The 19,754-nt window shown below is 57.5% G+C and carries 22 protein-coding genes and 2 tRNA genes; 14 read left to right on the forward strand and 10 right to left on the reverse strand.

Going from position 1 to position 19,754, the window contains the following annotated elements:
• Positions 1–3: 3 nt before the first annotated feature.
• Together ATY80_RS24010 and ATY80_RS24015 are read left to right on the forward strand one after the other, a co-directional pair.
• Positions 4–795 carry an alpha/beta fold hydrolase gene (locus tag ATY80_RS24010; RefSeq protein ID WP_088694815.1) on the forward strand — a complete coding sequence of 264 codons (792 nt, stop codon included), beginning with the start codon at positions 4–6 and terminating at the stop codon, positions 793–795.
• A gap of 65 nt (positions 796–860) precedes the next feature.
• Entirely contained in the window at positions 861–2,402 is a 1,542-nt protein-coding gene (locus ATY80_RS24015; RefSeq protein ID WP_088694816.1) for an acyltransferase, read from the forward strand.
• 40 nt (positions 2,403–2,442) lie between these two features.
• Here the strand turns inward: ATY80_RS24015 and ATY80_RS24020 are convergent, their stop codons facing one another.
• Positions 2,443–3,213, reverse strand: a complete 771-nt coding sequence (locus tag ATY80_RS24020) for a class I SAM-dependent methyltransferase (RefSeq protein WP_088694817.1) — start codon at positions 3,211–3,213, stop codon at positions 2,443–2,445.
• A 138-nt stretch (positions 3,214–3,351) separates the two neighbouring features.
• Between ATY80_RS24020 and ATY80_RS24025 the strand changes: the two genes are divergently transcribed.
• The 5 genes from ATY80_RS24025 (at position 3,352) to ATY80_RS24045 (ending at position 5,572) form a co-directional block, all read left to right on the forward strand.
• Positions 3,352–3,573: a hypothetical protein gene (locus ATY80_RS24025; RefSeq protein ID WP_088694818.1), complete on the forward strand. Its 222-nt coding sequence runs from the start codon at positions 3,352–3,354 to the stop codon at positions 3,571–3,573.
• A complete protein-coding gene (locus ATY80_RS24030) occupies positions 3,563–4,036 on the forward strand; it encodes a lysozyme (protein WP_088694819.1) in 474 nt (157 codons plus the stop codon). Before ATY80_RS24025 ends, ATY80_RS24030 begins: the two co-directional genes overlap by 11 nt.
• The gene (locus ATY80_RS28740) at positions 4,037–4,408 is read left to right on the forward strand and encodes a hypothetical protein (protein ID WP_141105586.1); all 372 of its coding nucleotides are present in this window, start codon (positions 4,037–4,039) and stop codon (positions 4,406–4,408) included.
• A 270-nt stretch (positions 4,409–4,678) separates the two neighbouring features.
• Positions 4,679–5,002 (forward strand): DUF1515 family protein, encoded by a 324-nt coding sequence (locus ATY80_RS24040; RefSeq protein WP_088694956.1) that lies wholly within the window; start codon positions 4,679–4,681, stop codon positions 5,000–5,002.
• 219 nt (positions 5,003–5,221) lie between these two features.
• Positions 5,222–5,572, forward strand: coding sequence for a DUF982 domain-containing protein (locus tag ATY80_RS24045; protein ID WP_189637252.1), 351 nt, complete (start codon positions 5,222–5,224; stop codon positions 5,570–5,572).
• Here ATY80_RS24045 and ATY80_RS24050 read toward each other — a convergent pair.
• The 6 genes from ATY80_RS24050 to ATY80_RS24085 all read right to left on the reverse strand — a co-directional run bounded on the left by ATY80_RS24050 (position 5,558) and on the right by ATY80_RS24085 (position 10,358).
• The gene (locus tag ATY80_RS24050) at positions 5,558–5,803 is read right to left on the reverse strand and encodes a hypothetical protein (RefSeq protein ID WP_088694821.1); all 246 of its coding nucleotides are present in this window, start codon (positions 5,801–5,803) and stop codon (positions 5,558–5,560) included. The genes ATY80_RS24045 and ATY80_RS24050 overlap by 15 nt on opposite strands.
• Before the next feature lie 105 nt (positions 5,804–5,908).
• Positions 5,909–6,139 (reverse strand): Arc family DNA-binding protein, encoded by a 231-nt coding sequence (locus tag ATY80_RS24055; protein WP_088694822.1) that lies wholly within the window; start codon positions 6,137–6,139, stop codon positions 5,909–5,911.
• A gap of 739 nt (positions 6,140–6,878) precedes the next feature.
• The gene (locus ATY80_RS24065) at positions 6,879–7,295 is read right to left on the reverse strand and encodes a hypothetical protein (protein ID WP_141105587.1); all 417 of its coding nucleotides are present in this window, start codon (positions 7,293–7,295) and stop codon (positions 6,879–6,881) included.
• A 467-nt stretch (positions 7,296–7,762) separates the two neighbouring features.
• The gene (locus ATY80_RS24075) at positions 7,763–8,695 is read right to left on the reverse strand and encodes a hypothetical protein (protein ID WP_088694826.1); all 933 of its coding nucleotides are present in this window, start codon (positions 8,693–8,695) and stop codon (positions 7,763–7,765) included.
• 76 nt (positions 8,696–8,771) lie between these two features.
• Positions 8,772–10,103 (reverse strand): site-specific integrase, encoded by a 1,332-nt coding sequence (locus tag ATY80_RS24080; protein WP_088694957.1) that lies wholly within the window; start codon positions 10,101–10,103, stop codon positions 8,772–8,774.
• Positions 10,104–10,283: 180 nt separating this feature from the next.
• Positions 10,284–10,358 (reverse strand) — tRNA-Asn (locus ATY80_RS24085).
• Between the two features lie 117 nt (positions 10,359–10,475).
• Here ATY80_RS24085 and ATY80_RS29805 point away from each other — a divergent pair.
• Entirely contained in the window at positions 10,476–10,775 is a 300-nt protein-coding gene (locus ATY80_RS29805; RefSeq protein WP_088694827.1) for a hypothetical protein, read from the forward strand.
• Here the strand turns inward: ATY80_RS29805 and ATY80_RS24095 are convergent.
• Together ATY80_RS24095 and ATY80_RS24100 are read right to left on the reverse strand one after the other, a co-directional pair.
• Positions 10,772–11,776, reverse strand: a complete 1,005-nt coding sequence (locus ATY80_RS24095) for an inorganic phosphate transporter (protein ID WP_088694828.1) — start codon at positions 11,774–11,776, stop codon at positions 10,772–10,774. The genes ATY80_RS29805 and ATY80_RS24095 overlap by 4 nt on opposite strands.
• The gene (locus ATY80_RS24100) at positions 11,776–12,417 is read right to left on the reverse strand and encodes a DUF47 family protein (RefSeq protein ID WP_088694958.1); all 642 of its coding nucleotides are present in this window, start codon (positions 12,415–12,417) and stop codon (positions 11,776–11,778) included. The genes ATY80_RS24095 and ATY80_RS24100 overlap by 1 nt, the downstream gene beginning before the upstream one ends.
• A gap of 199 nt (positions 12,418–12,616) precedes the next feature.
• Here ATY80_RS24100 and ATY80_RS24105 point away from each other — a divergent pair, with 199 nt between their 5' ends.
• The 3 genes from ATY80_RS24105 (at position 12,617) to ATY80_RS24115 (ending at position 14,061) form a co-directional block, all read left to right on the forward strand.
• Positions 12,617–13,048: a BA14K family protein gene (locus tag ATY80_RS24105; RefSeq protein ID WP_088694829.1), complete on the forward strand. Its 432-nt coding sequence runs from the start codon at positions 12,617–12,619 to the stop codon at positions 13,046–13,048.
• A gap of 125 nt (positions 13,049–13,173) precedes the next feature.
• Positions 13,174–13,247, forward strand: a tRNA-Cys gene (locus tag ATY80_RS24110).
• 631 nt (positions 13,248–13,878) lie between these two features.
• Positions 13,879–14,061, forward strand: coding sequence for a hypothetical protein (locus ATY80_RS24115; protein WP_088694959.1), 183 nt, complete (start codon positions 13,879–13,881; stop codon positions 14,059–14,061).
• A gap of 218 nt (positions 14,062–14,279) precedes the next feature.
• Here the strand turns inward: ATY80_RS24115 and ATY80_RS29115 are convergent, their stop codons facing one another.
• Positions 14,280–14,426 (reverse strand): hypothetical protein, encoded by a 147-nt coding sequence (locus tag ATY80_RS29115; RefSeq protein WP_189637253.1) that lies wholly within the window; start codon positions 14,424–14,426, stop codon positions 14,280–14,282.
• Positions 14,427–14,796: 370 nt separating this feature from the next.
• Here ATY80_RS29115 and ATY80_RS24120 point away from each other — a divergent pair, with 370 nt between their 5' ends.
• The 3 genes from ATY80_RS24120 (at position 14,797) to ATY80_RS24130 (ending at position 19,526) form a co-directional block, all read left to right on the forward strand.
• Positions 14,797–15,462 carry a protein-L-isoaspartate O-methyltransferase gene (locus ATY80_RS24120; protein WP_189637254.1) on the forward strand — a complete coding sequence of 222 codons (666 nt, stop codon included), beginning with the start codon at positions 14,797–14,799 and terminating at the stop codon, positions 15,460–15,462.
• A gap of 224 nt (positions 15,463–15,686) precedes the next feature.
• Positions 15,687–16,565, forward strand: coding sequence for a DUF2497 domain-containing protein (locus tag ATY80_RS24125; RefSeq protein ID WP_088694830.1), 879 nt, complete (start codon positions 15,687–15,689; stop codon positions 16,563–16,565).
• 117 nt (positions 16,566–16,682) lie between these two features.
• Entirely contained in the window at positions 16,683–19,526 is a 2,844-nt protein-coding gene (locus ATY80_RS24130) for a valine--tRNA ligase (protein WP_088694831.1), read from the forward strand.
• Positions 19,527–19,754: the final 228 nt, after the last annotated feature.

Consider the following 19,754-nt stretch of genomic DNA (forward strand, 5'->3'; position numbering starts at 1 on the left):
AGTATGTATTCAGCGGAAACCCTGGCGTTATTGCGTGCTTCCGAAAAGGCAGGCGACGCAGCTGCCGCCGCGATCTACCCTTCGTCATTTGCATCTGTTTCCTATTCAAGGCAGGACGCTGCTGGCGAACCATACTTGCTCCACACTAATGGGAAGCCAAATAAGATCATTCTTTTCCTGCATTCCTGGTCGGCTGATCTGAATCAGGTCAAGGGGTTCCCTGAGATCGTCAATATAGAGAATTCGTGCATTATAGCGCCAAACTTCGGTGGGTATAACAACACTGCGGCTGCACTCGGCAGTCAGGACAGCACGGATCGAATTGCACGTGTGGTATCTGAGGTTCGGTACAAAAGCGGCCTCACGCGTGTCTACCTGGTGGGCGCGTCTGGCGGCGGCATGGCATCGCTTCTATTGCTAGGCCGCTACCCTGATATCGTGCATCGCGCATCCATCTGGGTTCCGATCTACGATCTGGCCTCTCTTTATGCGGCCACCAGCAATCAGAACCTGAAAACAGATATGATGACTGTCCTCGGAAGCGCGCCGGCCGATCCTGATGACGCGAGGTATCTCGCTCGCTCGCCGCGGTCCTGTCTCCAAAACTTCAATGGACGCGCGACCGTGTTCATCAACACGGGCACCAATGATCTTGAAGTACCGAAAATCAACGGAGAGAATGCTCGCATCGCGATGTTGGAAGCGGCTCCAGACGCGGACGTGCGTCTTATAGAATGGCCGATGGGCCATGAGTTCAAAGCGCTGGAAGCTGTTAAGCAGTTGGTGCTGGAGTGAGATCCTGCTTGCAGTTTCCCTGTTTCGCAGGCTAATCCGGGGAAACTTCAAGTTTGCGGGTGGCGATGATCAGGCTCAACAGTATCCAGGCACTGAGGGCCGTAGCTGCCCTCGTGGTAGTGATCTTTCACTTCAACGCCATTGAGATAGACCTCGGCGACAAGGTTGAGACCCCATTTTTTTCGCTGCTGTATTTCTTCGGATATGGTGGCGTGAATCTCTTCTTTGTAATCTCGGGCTTCATCATCACCTGGGTTCACTATCGCGAAGTCGGCGATCGATCACGCGCTGCATCCTATCTTCGGAAGCGCTTGATCCGCCTGTTGCCGGTGTACTGTGTGGTTTGGGTGGCGGCCGCCTGGATAAGCTTTCGTCTGCTTCAGGATAACTATTGCGTCGAAACGGACGCTTTCTGGAATCTCGTTCAGACTGCTTCGCTGACCCTAGGCGTCCAGAATTGCTTCGTGCCTCAGGCATGGAGCCTGTCGTGGGAATTGCTGTTCTACTGTGTGTTCCTGGGCTTCTTTTTCATGAGAAGGGAGGCCTTCGCGCCGGCTCTCGTTCTTTGGGCGGTCGCCATCGCGGCGGTTCACGTCTTGGGTATCGGCTCCCTGAAGGCGTTTGCTTTGTTCAGCCCTTTGAACCTTCAGTTCATCGGAGGATGTGCTGTTGGAATGCTGGCCCTTCGGCGTGAAACGAGGTTCGCAGTACCGGCCCTGGTCATCGGCTTTGTTTGGGTCGCCGCTTCGATCGTCTTGAACGCCACCGGCACGATGAGCGTCGACCTCGATTGGCATCGTGTCGCAGAGTACGGGGTCGCTTCGATGTTCATCGTGTACGGGGCAGTGGCATTGGAGATCAGGGCCGGAGAACGCACATTTCCGTCCTGGCTGATCGAGCTCGGGAATGCCTCCTATTCGATCTACCTGACACACATAACGATTTTCCTCGCTCTGCGTCGGGTGTTGGCCGACATGCCTCACACGGTTGGAAGCCATGCGGCCTACGCGGTGCTGCTGATAGGTGCGGCCGTCTTGATTGGTTGGCTCGTATATCGATACGTCGAAAAGCCGATCCTGGCAGCGTTCAGGGACGTCCGGAACAACCGTCAAAGCTTCGGGTATGTCGCGGCCTTTGTGGCAGTGGCAATCACTAGCGCAGCACTGATTACGCGCTCCTATGACCAGATCATCCCGCCGGCGCTTGCCTATGACGGCGGGAGCGGAAGTCTCGAACAAGACGGCACAAACACTGTTCTAAGATTAAATGGTGCTCCACTGGCGATGACCGCCGAGCGGCAAGGCTGGGTGTCTGATTTCAAAAGGAATGAGGGTTCGCTGGAGCTCGGTGGCTGGGCGCTGGATCGCGAGCGAAATCGGACAGCTCTAGCGGTGCTCGTATTTGTCGACGGCCAGCTTGTGCAGTCCCAAGCGCCTGTCTACCAGTTCCGAGCCGTCGAAGCCGGTATTAGATTTGTCGATGGCCACCGGCCGGGTTTTCACCTCACGGTGCCGAACTCGGTTGGGCGTGACGTGAGGGTGTTTGCGCTGCTGGCAGACAATCGGGCTGGAGAGCTGTACTACCCATCGGACTTGCGCCCGCAGTAGACAGCACTCGACGGACGTCGACTGAGGACTGTTTTAAGGCTTAGGAACCGACGGTCTCTACTGCAAGCTTGCGGCGGTTGCCATTCTTGACAAAGATGACCTGGCGGCCCTGCCACGGGTATTCGAAATCCTCGTTTTCCCAAACCGTAAGGCCGGTGCGTTCGATGCGTTCGATCACATCGCCGAGCGTCTTCCACCAAATCGCCTCGTAATCGCCGGGGCCGCGAACCGCTGGGTCAACGATCTCGGCGATGAAGAGGCCGTCATCCTTCAAAACGCGCGTGACCTCTTTCATGATCTTCTCAAGATCAAAGGCGTGATCGAGCGCGTTGGTGTAGACCATGTCAACCGACTGGTCTGCATACTGCAGATCATGGAAGTCGCCCACCACCACGTACTTGTTTCCCTCACCGGGGTTGAGGTCAATGCCGATCGGGAAGTAGCCGAGCTTGATGAATGCCTCACACTCGGCGCCGGTGCGGGCTCCGAGGCACAACACGTTTCCGCCTGGCTTAAAGCCATTGAGGACTTTCCCAAGGCGTTCTTGCAGCGCTGCGGAGAATTGCACGTTGTATTTCGTGAGGTCGAGCTTGCTCAGTTTTGACTTCTGATGCTCGGTATAGGCCTCATAAGTCGGATAGGTGCGCTGCTGGAAGGCTTCTGAGGCGGACCAATCGAAAGCGGGCTTTGGAGCTGGCGCTGGCTGCGGTGCGGGTGCCGGAGCGGGCTTTGGCGTTGAGGCAACCAACACAGGCTTTGAAGGCTGCGCCTTTGGCTTCTTGCCCCAGATCAGTTCCTTGAGTGTGCCCATCGTCTTCTCCTAGTTCGCGTACATCGCTAAGCGAGCGTGCCTGTCGCCACTCCACGGGCTGTAAAACACAACTTTGCCGCAGGCGCAATCAGCCAGCGCACTTCCGGCCCAACATCATCAACAATCTGGAGCTTTCAAATGAAACTCATTGCCGAATGGCGACGGGTGCTTTTGCGCGCCTGGTCCATCCGTCTTCTACTTCTTGCCGGTGCGCTTTCCGGCGCCGAATTCGCTCTCCCATACCTCGACGGATACCTGCCGATACCGCCGCGGCTGTTCGCCGCTCTTTCCGGCTTGACGGTGGCGGCTGCCTTCGTCGCCCGCATCGTTGCCCAAAAGGATTTCGAAAATGGCAAGTAGACTTAGAAAGGCCAGCTATGGCCTTACCGTCGCCGGCGCGTTGGCTGTCGGCTTCGTCGGCGGCAAGGAAGGTGTCAGCACGAGAGCTTATCGCGATGTCGTCGGCGTCCCGACCATCTGCTTCGGAGAGACCCGCGGCGTGAGGATGGGCGACACTGCCACGATGGAAGAATGCAGGACCATGCTCGGTGATGCGCTTGTCGAGTTCGAAGGTAATATGCGGTCCTGCCTGACCAATCCGGACAAGATCCCCGACAAGCCCTATGTGGCCTTCCTCTCGCTTTCCTACAACATCGGCTCTCGCGCCTTCTGTGGCTCGACAGTGGCACGCAAGGCGAATGCTGGCGACATCAGAGGCGCGTGTGATGCCATGCTCTCGTGGAACAAGGCCGGTGGCCGCGCCATCAAAGGCCTTACGCTTCGCCGCCAGGAAGAACGCAACATGTGTCTGGAGGGCGCGTGAGTGTTCGGCATCCTCGACTATTTCAAGATAGGCGCCGGGATCGCGGTCGGCGTCATGGTCTATCACCTCTACGCCTTGTCGATCGGCTATCCCGCCGCGGCGCGGGACGCAAAGGCTGGCATGGTCACGAAGTTCGAGCGCGACGTGCTCGCCTCGCAGCTCGCCGAGGAACGCCGTCGCGCCCAAGAGGCGGCTCAGATCAGCGAAGAGTACCGGAAACGCGCTGATGCGGCCCAGCGGGCGAACGCTGAAGCTCAAGACAAGCTGGAGAAGGCAATTGCGGAAGACACTGGCACTGATAGCCCCAATTGGAGCGCTGCTGATTTCCTCTGGCTGTGTGAGCACGGACAGCCGCGCTACTGCAGCCGCTGAGGCGAAGGGCAGGGTGCAGGCGGCCGTGCACCTCCCCGATCTACCGGCCGAGTGCCGAGCCAAGATGGCACGGGTCTTTCCGAGGCTCACCGAGAAGCCTCGCAATACGCAACTCCGATGGGAGTTCGCTGCTGATGCGGAAGACGGAAAGAATGACCGCTGCTCGAATTTTTACGACAGCGTGAAATCCAAGTACGGCGTGAACTGAAGCAATAGCATTGAATACGCATTTGAAGGGGCGGGGAATTGACACCAACGGAAGACGGAATGATGCATCGCGAGCTCGGCATGCTGACGGCGAAAGTCGACATGATACTTGAGGGGGTCCGGCGATCGGAAGAAAAATCTGACGTGAGCCGTGCCTCCATGCACAGACGCATGGACGAGATCGCGGAGCGTGTCGGCAAGGTTGAGGGCAATGTCGCTGCCGTTCAGGAAGATGTGTCCGAGATGAAGCCAGTCACCGACGACGTGAAGATGTGGCGACAGCGCGGTATTGGCGCCATTGCTATCGTTGGGATTGGGGCGTCGGCGCTGACCTTCATTGCAACGAAGTTTGGTGCGGCCCTCTTTGCCTGGGCTTCGAGCCGATAGATTTGGCCAAGGACCGTTTCCACGCAGCCCTTGGCCCGGGTCTCTCGACCCCACGTCGCGGTAGCTCAACCTTTGCTCGACGCGCAGCCACGATGGTCGCTCATGCATAGAAAAGATATTCGTAAAATGTCGTATTTTTTCGCTGATTAGGGATTTCTTATAAACAAACCTTGACTCGCCGGATTCAATCATCACCTGATTCGGCCGGAGGTAATGCGTATGTCCGAATATATTGGCGAGCACATCAGCATCAGAGACTGCATCGTCTGCGTGGAGAAGCGTAAAGGCATCAACATGCGCCGGCATATGACGCTGGCGGATCTTGCCTACAGCCTGCTCTATCGCTGGCCTGATGATCATCGCGGCAAGGAATGGGTACGGGCGCAAACGATGTGCCTTGAGGCCATGGAAGGGCATAGAGACCCGGAACAGGCGAGGGCAGCGTTTGTAACTGCGGCGATTGCTGCCGAGATGCTGATGGTACAGGAAGAATACATCCAGGTGCGTGGCGAAAAGCGTCCCCCGAAGGGCAGACGCGGACCACGGTCGCCGGATTCAAAGAGCGTCTGAGTCCTTCTCCACACTCCCGAACATCAGTTCGCCGCCCTTGGCTCCGCACGTCTTGCATTTTAGCCGAGGTTGGATTTCGTCGATATAGGCATGTTCAAACCGTGCCGGCAGGCTGTTCCGATCGAACTGGCGTTCCGCTTCGCAGGCATGGCATTTCACGACGATGTCCACGTGATTCGGGACATAGTGAATGCAGCCAGGCTTCCAGTTTGGTGTTTGAATGAATCGCATGCCGTGTCTCCTCATAAGGATCGACCGCCGCATGTCGATTGTCATTTGCTGGTGTGCCTTGACGGCTTTCATATGATGCGCGTGACGTCGTCCGTCAACACATCGCTATTTTGGTTGCCTTGATTGGATGATGCGCCGCTTCAGGCGCTCAAGGTCGGCGACAATGTCGACTAGCTCAGTATCGCTGGGATCTACGTCCTCACTTGAAAACGTGCCTTCGAGGCGCGCGTTGATCTCGGCAGTCATCGACCGATCGTTTGCGCGCGCAGCTGCGAACACCCGCCGCTTCAGCTCTTCAGGTATTCGTAACCTAAAAAATAAGTCGTCTCTGGCCATGCCCCACGGATGACACAAGTGGCAATTGACCGATATGCCACACCGATGCCACACATAGTTTTATGCATATCCGAGGTTGAGCGTAGTTAATGATCCGCTGTCGTCTCGCGATAGTGCCGGGGGCGAATAAGAACGAAGATGGCCGGGTTAGCGTCGCCCTGGCTCGGCCGCTTCGAGTGGTGGATATAAGCTAAGGAAACTGATGAAATGGGAAGCGATGCATACCGCGACGGCTGCGCCGGCGCGACGGATTCTCCATGTCTCGCGCGTCGAGGCGTCCTCAGCGGAATAGCCGCGCTGGCAAGTATCGGAATAGCGCGGCCTGTCTTTGGCCCTCACGATGAGACGGTCAGATATCTGCGACGGGAGTTTCTGGGGGAAGCTGACCGGATGTCTGTGGCCGAGGGGAAGGATAGGGAATTGGCCTTCGCCCGCTTGGCAAAGCTAGCCAATGCTCTCACGGTGATCCCGGCAGAAGGGGAGGATGCACGGCGGGCGAAAGCGGATGTTGCCGGCTGGTCGATTGATGACGGAGGCTGGACGATACGCTTGCCTAGCGACATAATTTCTGCTTTGGAGGCGAACTGACAACCTGATACGACGGGGCGCCATCCGCACAGCTTCCGCACAGTTTCGCGGAACAAGTCTGGAACAAACGTAGAAATCTTTGAACAAGAAACACCGGAAATGCGGGCTTTCGAGAGCCCCACGTCGTTCGGGACGTGGGGCGCTAGTGCTATCAGATAGCCGACGAGAGCGCGCTCCAAGCTTTGTACATACCAAGCAGCACAGCACCGTATGAAAGACAAACACAGGTGACACACAGCTGAAGCGCTGAGTTTCCGCGTCTCCTCGCTGGTGCAGCTTCAGGAAGATCATCAACGAAAGGCTTCTGCCACTGATAGCGGACAAGGGCATGGTCGTCGTAGAAAAACCTTTGCGCCAGGTATGCCAAACCTGAAGCTAGCCCAGAAAGGACGGCCCCGATCGCGAAGATGAACGCGGGGGCGAAAAGCGAAGTTCTAACCACGTTGGCGCTTTCAGTTTCGCTGCTAAAGGTTGCGCCTAGAAATGCCATCATGGCGATCGCGGCGCCCCCGTTGACAAGGGCCGCTGTCCTTATTGCCTCCAAACCGAAGCTAACGGTCGACTCCATGAAGCGACCTCCCTCTGCCCGATGCTCTGCGTGGGCAGCCAGAGCTTGCTCTCGGTCAAGCTTCCATTGGGTAAATTCCCTGGAGTCGTTCTCAGAGTAGTCCATATAGCCCTTTCCCACGAATCGTCGCGCGCCACCGGCAACACTTTATCGCATGGAAAGAACCGGGAAAACGGCGCCAGGGACGTGGGGCGCTAATAGCGCTCGCCGCGACCGTTGACGGCCTCATCGAGCTCAACAGCGCTCAATCCCACTGCTGCCCGATAAAGATTCAGAGCCTCCTCCTCAGTATAGAGGATTCTGCAGACGCGACCTGTGTCATCCAGCACAGTCACCGAGACATATTCCCCTTCGCGGGACGCGCAGGACGATGCAGAATGAGGATCTGACTTGAAATCCGTGGTCCAGCCGCGGTCGCGTTGCGGTCCTTTATGTTGAATAATCATGGTAGATGCTCGCCGATACCATCATTCTGCGAAGTTTGGCTTTTCGATCGGCCCATAAACTTTCTCGAAAAGGCTCGTGTTCAACGCATTGAACATCTGTTCACAAAAACACTCGATGAATGCCAGGTGAGCCGTTTTGATTTCAAGCGGTTCACCTTCGGTGAAAACGAAGATGTTCGTAGGGATGTCTGATGTCAAAAGCTGGAGCCGTTCAGATACAGTTCCTACCCCGTGAACAATAAGATTTCTCGCTTCCCCTATCGCTTCGATGGTTCTTACCCAATCATCGATATCGCTCTTTTTGAAGAAGCTTGGTCTCTTCAGGCCCGTAGACCGGAAGAAAGCAGCAAATACGTTATGCAGTCCGTCGTATAGCCGCTTTCGTTGCCAATTGGCGAGCCGCTGAGCCCATGCGGTCTCCCAAGCCTCCGCCGCGGCGCGACTATCACTCCGCTGCCGATAAAGCTGACGAAGTTCTTTGAATTCGTCCCCCTTAAGAATGATGGAAGGGTCGCCGTTGAGAAAGATTAGGTAGAGCTCAAATATGATCTCCTCTAGCAAGCCATATAGGTCGGTAAGCGCGAAGGCGGATAAGGGTGGTATTGAAAGCTCATAGTTCCTCGCCGTGTCTGCAGCCGACCAGGTCTCTAAGACGACAAACTCTGCTTCGCCTTTCGGTGCTCGGACGGTCTTTGTTTCCAGCGCCATTTTCGGATTGGAGCGGTATCTGTCTCTAGCGACATGCATAGCATTTATTGTGATCGCCCATCGCAGATAAACGTCCTTCACATCTTGGCGCCATTCGGGGATTTTTCGAGTGGCATCGGCTATCCAGCCCGGCGTTTTCTCGCCTTTTTCCAAGATGATGTCGAATGATCTATCTGCCTTCCGCCCAACCCAATCTTGGTGCGGGTGCTTCTTAAATCCTGCTCTTCGCCTTAGGCTCTCGCTCATTTCATTGCCTCCCGATGAACCTCACCGGTAGACATGCCGAGTAAATTTCCACTTAACTCCCGTTGCTCAGTTTATTTTACCCGTCTCTCCACTGAAGCTTAATTGATTCCAACAGCGTCTGGCGCCGCTTCATCTCCGAGCCGTCGCCGTAGACCGGCCGGCCAAACTCGTGCCCCATCAAGTCAGCTTGCATCCGATCGGAGACGCCGGCGTTCTCTATGCGATCCTGAAACGTGTGGCGGAACGAATAGAGCGTGTGCTTGCCGCCTTCCGGCCGCAGGCCTTCTTTCTTCATCATCTTATTGATGAGGGCGGATGCGACATCGGCCTTGTCCTGGTATCGCGGAAAACCTTCCGGGTATTGTTTGGCAGCCCATAGGGCTATACCGACAAGCGGAATGCGGCGGATTGAGTAATCGGTCTTCTGCCGGCGATCGGTGCGCTCTGCGACCTCGACATGCGGAACCTCATCGTTGATGCGGATATCCTGAGGCCGAAGATTGCAGACTTCGCCAAGCCGCATGCCAGTCTCGATCATGATGTAGACGATGCAGCGTGCGTCGAGGTTCATGGTTTCCAGCGCGCCCTTGGCAAGGATCTTCTTCTGAACCCAATCGGTCGAGAAGGGGTGGCGCTTGTCGAGCTTGTTGGCGTTGGTTTCCTTGATCCGGATCTTCGTCCACGGTTCCTTGTAATTTGTCTGCAGTGCGTCGTCGATAACCGTCAGCATACCGAGCATGTCGCTGAAGCTGCGGTTTGCCGTGTAGGCCTTCAGGTTTTCGTCCTTGACCTTCTGCGTCCACCAGCTGCGATAGCGCAGCGTGTCAGCGCGTACGATCCTGCCAAGCTCGGTATGCTCGCCAAGCTGTTCCTTCGCGTAGGCGATCGCCCGCATGCGCGAGTTCTTGTGCTTGCGCGTCTGGTCCGGCGACATGCCGGTCAGGCCGGCTTCGTTGTGTTCCTCGTAAAGCTTCCAGACATCGTCGAGGGTAGGGGCTGGATCGGCGGCGGTGCCCATGACGGCATCCACGATCGTCTCCGACTTTTCGAAAGCGCCTTCGGCAACCGAGATCCGGCGTTCGAATTCCTTGAGATCAACCTCGCCGACATCGACGGCGGGCTTGTAGGTGAAGCCAAGGGACTGTGCGGCCTTCAGCGCTGCCTCATAGCGCGCGACAGATGATTCTTTGCCCTCGCCATGCAAGAGGGCTTTCCACAACGTCTCGATCGCCTGGTGGACGCTTTCGGCGCGGCCAAGCGCTTCCTTGTGGTTCTTCGTCTTCAGCGACTGCTTGACGTGGATTCGGCCGTCCAGCGGAACAACCTCGATCGGCACGCGGCGATAGTAGCGATAGATGCCGCTGGTCGGATCTTTGACCACGTATCGGGAAATGTCGTCGTGAGCCATGAGGTCGGGCATCCTGTTGGCTTGGGAGTGCAATGTATGCCTGAATGTATCCCAAAATGTACCCGAAATCGCAAGGGGCTTGCGCGGCAAGCCATAAATCGAGCGCGAAGATAAGGCGCTAAACCGTTGCAAACGCTGGAAAAACAAAGGGCCGCGCTTGTGGCGCAGCCCTTCTAAATCTGGCTCCCCGGGCCGGATTCGAACCGGCGACCTGTCGATTAACAGTCGAATGCTCTACCGCTGAGCTACCAGGGATCACCGCTCGCCGCGGTGTGAGTGGCCTAATACAAATGCTTGCCCGATTTGCCAAGCGGTTTTTTCAAAAAAATGACATCCGCTTGTATTCGCTCTGTATAACCCCATCTCCTGTGGATGACTGAAGCACATGATACCACTGGAAAATCGGGCGCCAAGCGATTTGGCATCAATCACAACACCGGCCATCTCGTTCTAGGCTCCGTGAGCATTCCGCTTCCACGGTCGCGCCTCGGTAGAATGACGATCGGCATTCTGCTGATCCTGGGTGGCGTTTTGGGATTCTTGCCCATTTTAGGCTTCTGGATGCTCCCGCTGGGATTCATCGTGCTGTCGCACGATCTGCATCTCGTTCGCCGGATGCGGCGGCGAGTCTCTGTCTGGTGGAGCAAGAGGCGGAAACCGCCCCTTGATTAGCTGAACAAACCTGCGGTCCAATAAAACAGCGCCGAGATAAGCGCAGCCGCCGGAAGCGTGATTACCCAGGCAACGACGATGTTGCCTGCCAGGCCCCAACGGACTGCCGAGACGCGGCGTGCAGCACCCACCCCTATGATCGCACCGGTGATGGTGTGGGTCGTGGACACTGGAATCCCGAGCCATGTGGCTCCGAAGAGCGTCAGCGCGCCGCCGGTCTCCGCACAGAAACCCTGCATCGGGTTCAGTCGGGTGATCTTCGACCCCATGGTGTGGACGATTCGCCAGCCGCCGAAGAGTGTCCCAAGCGCCATCGCCGTCTGGCAGGAGAGCACGACCCAGAGTGGTACGTGAAAGCTTCCCCCGAGATAACCCTGCGAATAGAGGAGCACGGCAATGATGCCCATCGTCTTCTGTGCATCATTGCCGCCGTGACCAAGCGAATAGAGAGAGGCGGATACGAACTGCAGGACGCGGAATGTGCGATCGACAGCGAAGGGTGTCTGTCGAACGAAGATCCAGGAGACGGCAAGCACGAGGAAGAGCGCCAACATGAAGCCGATGAACGGCGACATGACGATGGCGCTCGCTGTCTTCAGCAATCCGCTCCACACGATTGAGCTGAAGCCGACTTTTGCGAGGCCGGCTCCCACCAGCCCGCCCACCAGCGCGTGCGAAGAACTGGACGGGATACCGAAGATCCAGGTGACGATATTCCAGATGATCGCACCCATCAGTGCCGCAAAGATGACCAGCGGTGTGACGATATTGGGATCGATGATGCCGGTACCGAGGGTTTCGGCAACGTGGAGACCGAAGAACAGAAACGCAATGAAATTGAAGAAAGCTGCCCAGACAACTGCATAGTGAGGTCGGAGCACCCGCGTCGAGACGATCGTTGCGATCGAATTCGCGGCATCGTGAAGGCCGTTCAGGAAGTCGAAGAACAGCGCAACCGCGATCAGGCCGGCGAGCACCGGAAAGGCGAGGGTGGCGTCCATCAAACGTTCTCAATCACGATGCCGCTGATTTCGTTGGCAACGTCTTCGAAGCGATCAACGACCTTCTCCAGTTCACCGTAGATTTCGCTGCCGACGATGTAGGCCATTGCATTTGACGCACCGTGACGAAGGAAAAGCTCCTTCAGGCCGTGGTCGTGCAACTCGTCCGAGCGCCCTTCGACGCGGGTGACCTCCTCCGCAATCGCCATGAGCCGCGGGGCATTGGCGTTGATGCGGTCGAGCAGGGGGATCGCCTCGCCGATGAGATGGGCAGCCTGCACGATGGCCGCCCCCATTTCTTGCATGCGGGGATCGAATTGGGTCTGCTCGAAGAGCCGGATCGTCTTGACGGTCTTGTGCATCATATCGATCGCGTCATCCATCGACTGGATCAGATCCTTGATATCGACACGGTCGAAAGGCGTGATGAAGCTTCGGCGAACCGCGAGTAGCACCTCGCGGGTGATCTCGTCGGCATCGTTTTCGAGTGCGACGATCCGATCGCAATGCCGCTCGGTGTCCTTGCCGGCAAGCAATTCGTTCAGCGCTTCCGCCGCCCCTACGATCGTCTGGGAATGCTGGGAAAAGAGGTCAAAGAAGCGGTCTTCACGCGGTAGAAGTTTACGAAACCAGCCGAGCATTCCATCCATCCGTTTGAGAATTTTTAGGAGCCCGTCATAAATTAGCAGGGCTTGCAATAAAAGTGTCACAATTGCACCGGCCAAGATTCTTTTCCGCCGTGCATTTGCAATGGGCGTCAGGGAACTTGAGACTTGCCTGAGCGTTAAAGTTCTAAGCGTTTTCTGACGCGAGACATGCAGGAAATGAGAAGGTGCTGGAATGAAGAAGCTTGCGGTACTGGTATTGGCAATCGCGACGAGCCTGTCCGGCATCGGACCGTCTTTCGCTGAAAATTCGGGTGACGAGCATTCACCTCAAAGCCGCGGCGAGTTTGGAGATTCCGGCGCCAGAAACAGCCGCAACTACGACCGCTGCAGCTTCTATCGTTGCGGTGGTTACCGGCATGGCCATTATAGTGGGCGCTACTATCATGATGATTACTATCGCCATTACGACAATGATGCCGGCGCACTGATCGGTGGCTTGGCGGCGGGCGCGATCATCGGCGGACTGATTGCTCAGCCACGGGCCTACCCGGTCGGCAATTCCCACGTCGATTGGTGTTACAGCCGTTACCGCTCCTATCGCGCATATGACAACACCTATCAGCCGTATTATGGCCCGCGGCGGCAGTGCCACTCACCATACTAATGGTTGATCATAGAAACCGGCGGGCATATCGATTGGAAATCCTGCCGGTTTTTTAATAACCCCCTTGCACTCAATTTCTATTCATTCTAAATGCCCGCCAACGCTTCGGTGATGAAGCGCAGTGAGGCCTCGTGGCGGAGTGGTGACGCAGAGGACTGCAAATCCTTGTACCCCGGTTCAATTCCGGGCGAGGCCTCCATCTTGATTTTCTATCCGTAAGATATTGATTTGCAGTCGGATTTTGTGACTCGGCTGCAGTGACTGTAGCCAAGTCGAGTCGGGCGCGGGCGTCTTATTCGGGTTTGCAGGTTGCTGTTCAATCGCCAGCCGGCAGTAAGTCTCCTGCCGTTTCGATCCTCGGGAATTTATTTGCAGCGAGCTCGCCAACCCACTTACTCCAATCGGACTAGGACCTAGGTCCATCTGTGACAGCTCTTACAACGGAGCTATGTTCTTTTTGCTGGTCTGCCGGGGGACAAGATAAGGCGTTGAAGGTATCGGACCCACTCCTTGATCAGCTCCATTTCGCTGCCCACGGCAGACAGGGCGGGGGTAAGTTTTCTGTCCCAGCAATGCTGAGGGGGCGGCCAGGTTGGTCGCCCCCTCCCGGATCATGATTACGTGGTCCTGCCGAGTATCTTGGCGGTCGGGGTCGAACGCTTCTGGACGCCTTCCTTCCAAATTTAAGCTCCGACGACATTTTTCTCCACCGGCATAGTGAAAATCCGCAAGGTGTTAGATTTGGTGCATGCTTTCCATGACCAAATCGGCGATTGCCGGGTTTTTGATAGGGCGCTAAGCTTCACCCTCAATTCTGAGGAGCGCCTATGATGTCGGCGACCAAAATACCGCAACTGATCTTTGCTTTAAGTGTGGCGCGCGAGATGGCCGAGCGTGAACTCCACGCCGAGATGCTTGTCATGCTGATCGAGGAGGCACTGAAAGAGGCGCAGGAAGAGGCGTTGCGCCACGGCATTCTCGTCGACATAGAAGAGGAAACCGAACTGCAGTAGCCTTCACCGGCAAACCGAGCGGCCCCGGCCGCGGCTGTTTTGGCCCCGGCCGGGTTGTCGATCGGGGAGGGGCTGGGGAGGCTCCGGGATCGACCGCGACACGATATAGATCCCATTCGACGGCCAACATTGGTGCTTAAAGGTAGGTTTCGTCGTTTGTTCTTGCCTAAAAAGAACTTCTCAACGGTCCACTCGTCACCCACGCCGCGGCTTGCAGTTCAGTTGACCCTTTGCAGTGACGGCATTGGTGATACGCCAGTTGTCGCGACACTCGGGGCGCTGACTCTCACAAAGGGGATAAGGAGTATGATCGCCAGCAGCGCGCCGATGAAGAAGCCGCCCAGCACGAGTGGTTTGATTGCCATGTCACATCCGCCGAATCCCAAGGAAACGACACTATCGGGACAAAAACTGACAATGGCCTGAAGGCAGTTAGTTAGCTCGTTTCACGATCGAAAAGGCCGCAGCAGAAGATGCCGATCAGCGTTGCGATGATGAAGAAGTCGAACAATGAGAGATATTCGATGATGTTCAGCATGGCCTACTCCTCCTCTGTTCCTCCGGTTGCAATAATATCACAGCGCGCTCGTTTGTTCCACGAAGGGTGGCTGCGGGCCCGCATCGGGAATGCTCGCACCCCGAATTCTTGCCGCAGGCATTCGCGAAGCCTTGAAAGGCCAGTGTGCTGAGATTAAGAGACGTCCAGACAAAGCCGCTTCTACCGAGCGAGAGGACATGATGAATTTCGAATCAGCACGCGCAAACATGGTCGACAACCAGCTCCGCACGACGGACGTCACCTCGCATTCAGTGCTGACGGCCTTCCTCACGGTGCCGCGCGAGGCTTTCGTTCCAGAGAAGGCGAAGGCGCTTGCCTATATCGATCGTGACGTCGAAATCTGTCCGGCAGCGTCCGGCAAGCCGGCGCGTTATCTGATGCAGCCGTCGCCGCTTGCAAAGCTGCTCCAGCTTGCGGCGGTCACGAAGGATGATGTCGTACTCGAGATCGGTGCCGGTAGCGGCTACGTATCGGCTCTTTTTTCGCAGCTTGCCGGTACGGTGATCGCGGTTGAAGAGGACGAAACGCTTGCGGCGGAAGCCAAGACCAACCTTGCCGGCTACACAAACGTGTCTGTTGTCACTGGCCCGCTCAATGCTGGCAGCCCGTCAGGCGCTCCTTATGATCTCATTTTTGTCAGCGGTTCTGTCGAGGAGGTTCCTTCTTCCTTGCTGTCGCAGCTTCGTGACGGCGGCCGTCTGGTCACGGTACAGGGTTACGGCGGTTCGGCGCGTGCAAAGGTTTTTGTGAGCGAGCGCGGCACGATTTCCGAAAACGTCTACTTCAACGCCTCTGTTAAGCCGCTTCCCGGTTTTGCCAAGGCGCGCGAATTCGTGTTCTGATCGATAGCTGCGATCACTGACTTTCAACGGGCGCCTTTAGCGCCCGTTTTTCTTTTCCATCCATCGAATTTCGGGGTTGCCAGGCCAGCGTGCAGAAAGCTGTGCATGGCAGCATTCATTTGATTCGCGATGATTTTTTTCAATCATCGGCTATCCTAAGGTATGGGTGATTCGGATGCCCATTCCACGCAATCCGGTCGTTTTTCGGAATAACGGGGATAGATATGGCTCAGCCAAGTGTAGCGCGTGAACCGTCAATGGAAGAAATTCTAGCGTCGATCCGCCAGATCATCGAAAGCAATGACCCGGGTGCAGGCAGGGCGCTCTCCGCTTCGCTCCCGGCAGTTTATGGCGGCGATGAGGATGATCGCGATTCGGACATCCATTTGACGGTGGACGAGACTTACGCTGGCGTGGAATTCCCTGAAACAGTCCCTCAGCCCGATCCGCGTTTCGTTGCCGCCAATTCGGCAGGCTCGGCTCCTCTGCCGGAGGCGCAGCCGCGCGCCATGTCTCTGGCGGATGTCGCTGCGCGCGTCCGAGCAGCGTCGGAGCGGAACGCTGCCCAGTTGCAGCGCGAAGTGCCGCCGGCATTTCGGCAGGCCGCGGAACTGAGGACCGAGGCGCCGGAGACTGTTGGCGAGGTGCTGGTTTCGGCTCCAAGGGCTTCGCAACCTGCCGAAGCCGCTACGGCCCCCATTTCAGCTCCTGCGCCGAAAGTCGTCGCTGTGCGCCCGCCGGTGGAAGTGCCGTTCGAAATGCCTCAGGCCATCGCCGTGGAGCCGCGACCCGCTGTTGTCCAGGCGACAGAAGTTTCCGTACCTGCCATTGCCGAGCCGATGGTTGAAGACACACCGCGGCGCCGCATTGAGGATGAGCAGCAGCCGGCATTGCTCTCGCATGACGCGGGCCTTCAAGTCAGCCGTTCCTTTGAGGAGCTTGCTGCCGTTGTCGATGGCGCACAGCGTCGCTCGCTCGATGAGATCGCGGAAGATATGCTGCGCCCGATGCTGCGCGACTGGCTGGATGACAATCTGCCGACCCTGGTTGAGCGTCTCGTGCGCGAAGAGATCGAGCGCGTGGCGCGCGGCCCGCGCCGCTGATCGGAAACGCCTTTTCTCAAAAAGCCGCTCCGGTCCCGGAGCGGCTTTTTTATTGACTTGCCCGAAGCCATCCTATTTACAACCCGCATCTAAGAACCTCCAGATTTTGGTCCCCAAATGCTCGACAAGACCTACGATTCCGCTGCCGTTGAACCGAAAATCGCTGCAAAATGGGATGAGGCGGACGCCTTCCGGGCGGGCGCAAATGCCAAGCCGGGCGCTGAGACCTTCACCATCGTCATCCCGCCGCCGAACGTGACCGGCTCGCTGCATATGGGCCACGCGCTGAACAACACGCTGCAGGACGTCATGGTCCGCTTCGAGCGCATGCGCGGCAAGGACGTTCTCTGGCAGCCAGGCATGGACCATGCCGGTATCGCCACCCAGATGGTTGTCGAGCGCAAGCTGATGGAACAGCAGCTGCCGGGCCGCCGCGACATGGGTCGCGAAGCCTTCATCGAGAAGGTCTGGGAATGGAAGGCGGAATCGGGCGGCCTTATCTTCAACCAGCTGAAACGCCTCGGTGCCTCCTGCGACTGGTCGCGAGAGCGCTTCACGATGGACGAAGGTCTCTCCGCTGCGGTTCTCGAAGTCTTCGTAAGCCTTTACAAGGAAGGCCTGATCTATCGCGATAAGCGTCTGGTCAACTGGGATCCGAAGCTCCTGACGGCGATCTCCGACATCGAGGTCGAGCAGCACGAGGTCAACGGAAATCTCTGGTATTTCCGCTATCCGCTAGAGCCCGGCGTCACTTATCAGCATCCCGTTGCATTCGACGACGAGGGCAAAGCGACTGAATGGGAAACGCGCGACTATATCGTCGTCGCCACCACCCGCCCGGAAACGATGCTCGGCGACACCGGCGTTGCGGTCAACCCGAAGGATGAACGCTACAAGCCGCTCGTCGGCAAGCACGTCATCCTGCCGATCGTCGGCCGCCGCATTCCGATCGTTGCCGACGATTATCCGGATCCGACGGCCGGAACCGGCGCTGTCAAGATGACGCCAGCGCATGATTTCAACGACTTCGATGTCGGCAAGCGTGCCGGTCTTCGTGTTGTCAACGTGCTCACCGCCGATGCGCGGATCACGCTCAAGGACAACGAGGATTTCCTGGAAGGCATTCCGGACGCCGCAGCCCTGCATGGCGCCTGGGACGAACTCGAAGGCAAGGATCGCTTCGAGGCCCGCAGGATCATCGTCCGCATCTTCGAAGAGGGTGGCCTGCTCGACAAGGTCGAGCCGCACAAGCACATGGTTCCACACGGCGACCGTGGTGGTGTTCCGATCGAGCCGCGCCTGACGGAGCAATGGTACGTCGACGCCAAGACGCTCGCAGCACCGGCGATCGCGTCGGTTCGCGAGGGCCGCACCAAGCTCGTTCCACGCAGCTGGGACAAGACTTATTACGAGTGGATGGAAAACATTCAGCCGTGGTGCGTTTCCCGCCAGCTCTGGTGGGGCCATCAGATCCCGGCCTGGTATGGTCCCGATGGTCAGGTCTTTGTCGAAAAGACGGAAGAGGAAGCCCTGCAGGCAGCGATCCAGCACTATCTCTCGCACGAAGGCCCAATGAAGGCCTACGTCGAGGACCTGCTCGAGAATTTCAAGCCGGGTGAGATCCTGACGCGTGACGAAGACGTCCTCGACACATGGTTCTCGTCCGCGCTCTGGCCTTTCTCGACGCTCGGCTGGCCCGACAAGACGCCTGAACTGGAGCGTTACTACCCGACGAACGTTCTGGTCACCGGCTTCGACATCATTTTCTTCTGGGTTGCCCGCATGATGATGATGGGCCTGCACTTCATGAAGGATGAGGATGGCGTTCCGGTCGAGCCCTTCAACACGGTCTATGTTCATGCGCTGGTGCGCGACAAGAACGGCCAGAAGATGTCGAAGTCCAAGGGGAACGTCATCGATCCGCTTGAACTGATCGATGAGTATGGTGCTGACGCACTGCGCTTCACACTGGCGATCATGGCAGCGCAGGGCCGCGACGTGAAGCTCGATCCCGCGCGTATCGCCGGCTACCGCAACTTCGGCACCAAGCTCTGGAACGCGACGCGCTTTGCCGAGATGAACGGCGCCAAGAGCGATCCGCACTTCGTGCCCGAAGCCGCCGAACTGACGATCAACCGTTGGATTCTGACGGAGCTTGCCCGTACGGAACGTGACGTAACGGAAGCCTTGGAATCCTACCGTTTCAACGATGCGGCGGGCGCGCTCTACCGCTTCGTCTGGAACCAGGTCTGCGACTGGTATCTCGAGCTGCTGAAGCCGGTCTTCAATGGCACGGACGAGGGCGCCAAGAAGGAAGCGCAGGCTTGCGCCGCCTATATCCTGGAGGAGATCTACAAGCTCCTGCATCCCTTCATGCCGTTCATGACGGAAGAACTCTGGGCGCACACCGCAGGCGAGGGCCTCGAGCGCGACACGCTGGTCTGCCACGCCGAATGGCCGGCGCCGTCCTATGCCGATGATGCCGCGGCCGATGAAATTAATTGGCTGATCGATCTGGTTTCCGGCATCCGCTCCGTTCGCGCTGAAATGAACGTCCCGCCGTCAGCCGTCGCGCCGCTGGTTGTCGTCGGCGCCAATAGCCTGACGCGCGAGCGGCTTGTCCGGCATGACGCCGCGATCAAGCGTCTTGCCCGTGTCGACGCTATCTCGCTGGCAAGCGAAGCGCCGAAGGGCGCTGCGCAGATCGTCGTTGCCGAAGCGACTGTCTGCCTGCCGCTCGGCACGCTAATCGATCTTTCGGCCGAGAAGGCGCGCCTTGAGAAGGCAATTGCCAAGGCCGATGGCGAGATCGCGCGCATCAATGGCAAGCTCTCGAACGAGAAGTTCGTCGCCAATGCCAATCCTGAGGTAGTCGCTGCCGAGCGTGATCGCCTGGACGAATTGCAGGGCCAGACCGCCAGCCTGCGGGTTGCACTGGCGCGTGTATCCGAGGCCGGCTGAAGCCAACGCCTGGTAGTATGAAATTTTAAGGGCGTCCGATGTCGAATCGGGCGCCTTTTTGTTGAGGTCCAACGCGACGCGTCGAATTCCCTCTCGGATTCACCCATATCCACAGCGCCTTGCCTTGATTCCACACGGTTTCCGGCCGCCGTTGGCGAAAAATATGAGTGTTGTTTCCGTGTTACACGACTGCGCTAATGTGGAATGGTCACCCTCAAAGGGGTGGGT

The sequence above is a fragment of the Rhizobium sp. R711 genome (assembly GCF_002211365.1).
GTDB lineage: Bacteria > Pseudomonadota > Alphaproteobacteria > Rhizobiales > Rhizobiaceae > Rhizobium.

Excerpts from the sequence above, each read along its gene's own strand:
- ATY80_RS24105 (WP_088694829.1), top strand. The coding sequence starts at position 12,617 with ATGAAGAAGCTTGCGGTACTGGTATTGGCAATCGCGACGAGCCTGTCC.
- ATY80_RS24100 (WP_088694958.1), bottom strand. The coding sequence starts at position 12,417 with ATGCTCGGCTGGTTTCGTAAACTTCTACCGCGTGAAGACCGCTTCTTT.
- ATY80_RS24040 (WP_088694956.1), top strand. The coding sequence starts at position 4,679 with ATGCATCGCGAGCTCGGCATGCTGACGGCGAAAGTCGACATGATACTT.
- ATY80_RS24010 (WP_088694815.1), top strand. The coding sequence starts at position 4 with ATGTATTCAGCGGAAACCCTGGCGTTATTGCGTGCTTCCGAAAAGGCA.
- ATY80_RS24025 (WP_088694818.1), top strand. The coding sequence starts at position 3,352 with ATGAAACTCATTGCCGAATGGCGACGGGTGCTTTTGCGCGCCTGGTCC.
- ATY80_RS29805 (WP_088694827.1), top strand. The coding sequence starts at position 10,476 with ATGACTGAAGCACATGATACCACTGGAAAATCGGGCGCCAAGCGATTT.
- ATY80_RS24050 (WP_088694821.1), bottom strand. The coding sequence starts at position 5,803 with ATGCGATTCATTCAAACACCAAACTGGAAGCCTGGCTGCATTCACTAT.
- ATY80_RS24125 (WP_088694830.1), top strand. The coding sequence starts at position 15,687 with ATGGCTCAGCCAAGTGTAGCGCGTGAACCGTCAATGGAAGAAATTCTA.
- ATY80_RS24130 (WP_088694831.1), top strand. The coding sequence starts at position 16,683 with ATGCTCGACAAGACCTACGATTCCGCTGCCGTTGAACCGAAAATCGCT.
- ATY80_RS24020 (WP_088694817.1), bottom strand. The coding sequence starts at position 3,213 with ATGGGCACACTCAAGGAACTGATCTGGGGCAAGAAGCCAAAGGCGCAG.
- ATY80_RS24055 (WP_088694822.1), bottom strand. The coding sequence starts at position 6,139 with ATGGCCAGAGACGACTTATTTTTTAGGTTACGAATACCTGAAGAGCTG.
- ATY80_RS24120 (WP_189637254.1), top strand. The coding sequence starts at position 14,797 with ATGATGAATTTCGAATCAGCACGCGCAAACATGGTCGACAACCAGCTC.
- ATY80_RS24080 (WP_088694957.1), bottom strand. The coding sequence starts at position 10,103 with ATGGCTCACGACGACATTTCCCGATACGTGGTCAAAGATCCGACCAGC.
- ATY80_RS24095 (WP_088694828.1), bottom strand. The coding sequence starts at position 11,776 with ATGGACGCCACCCTCGCCTTTCCGGTGCTCGCCGGCCTGATCGCGGTT.
- ATY80_RS24015 (WP_088694816.1), top strand. The coding sequence starts at position 861 with ATGATCAGGCTCAACAGTATCCAGGCACTGAGGGCCGTAGCTGCCCTC.
- ATY80_RS24045 (WP_189637252.1), top strand. The coding sequence starts at position 5,222 with ATGTCCGAATATATTGGCGAGCACATCAGCATCAGAGACTGCATCGTC.
- ATY80_RS29115 (WP_189637253.1), bottom strand. The coding sequence starts at position 14,426 with ATGGCAATCAAACCACTCGTGCTGGGCGGCTTCTTCATCGGCGCGCTG.
- ATY80_RS24065 (WP_141105587.1), bottom strand. The coding sequence starts at position 7,295 with ATGGAGTCGACCGTTAGCTTCGGTTTGGAGGCAATAAGGACAGCGGCC.
- ATY80_RS24075 (WP_088694826.1), bottom strand. The coding sequence starts at position 8,695 with ATGAGCGAGAGCCTAAGGCGAAGAGCAGGATTTAAGAAGCACCCGCAC.
- ATY80_RS24115 (WP_088694959.1), top strand. The coding sequence starts at position 13,879 with ATGTCGGCGACCAAAATACCGCAACTGATCTTTGCTTTAAGTGTGGCG.
- ATY80_RS24030 (WP_088694819.1), top strand. The coding sequence starts at position 3,563 with ATGGCAAGTAGACTTAGAAAGGCCAGCTATGGCCTTACCGTCGCCGGC.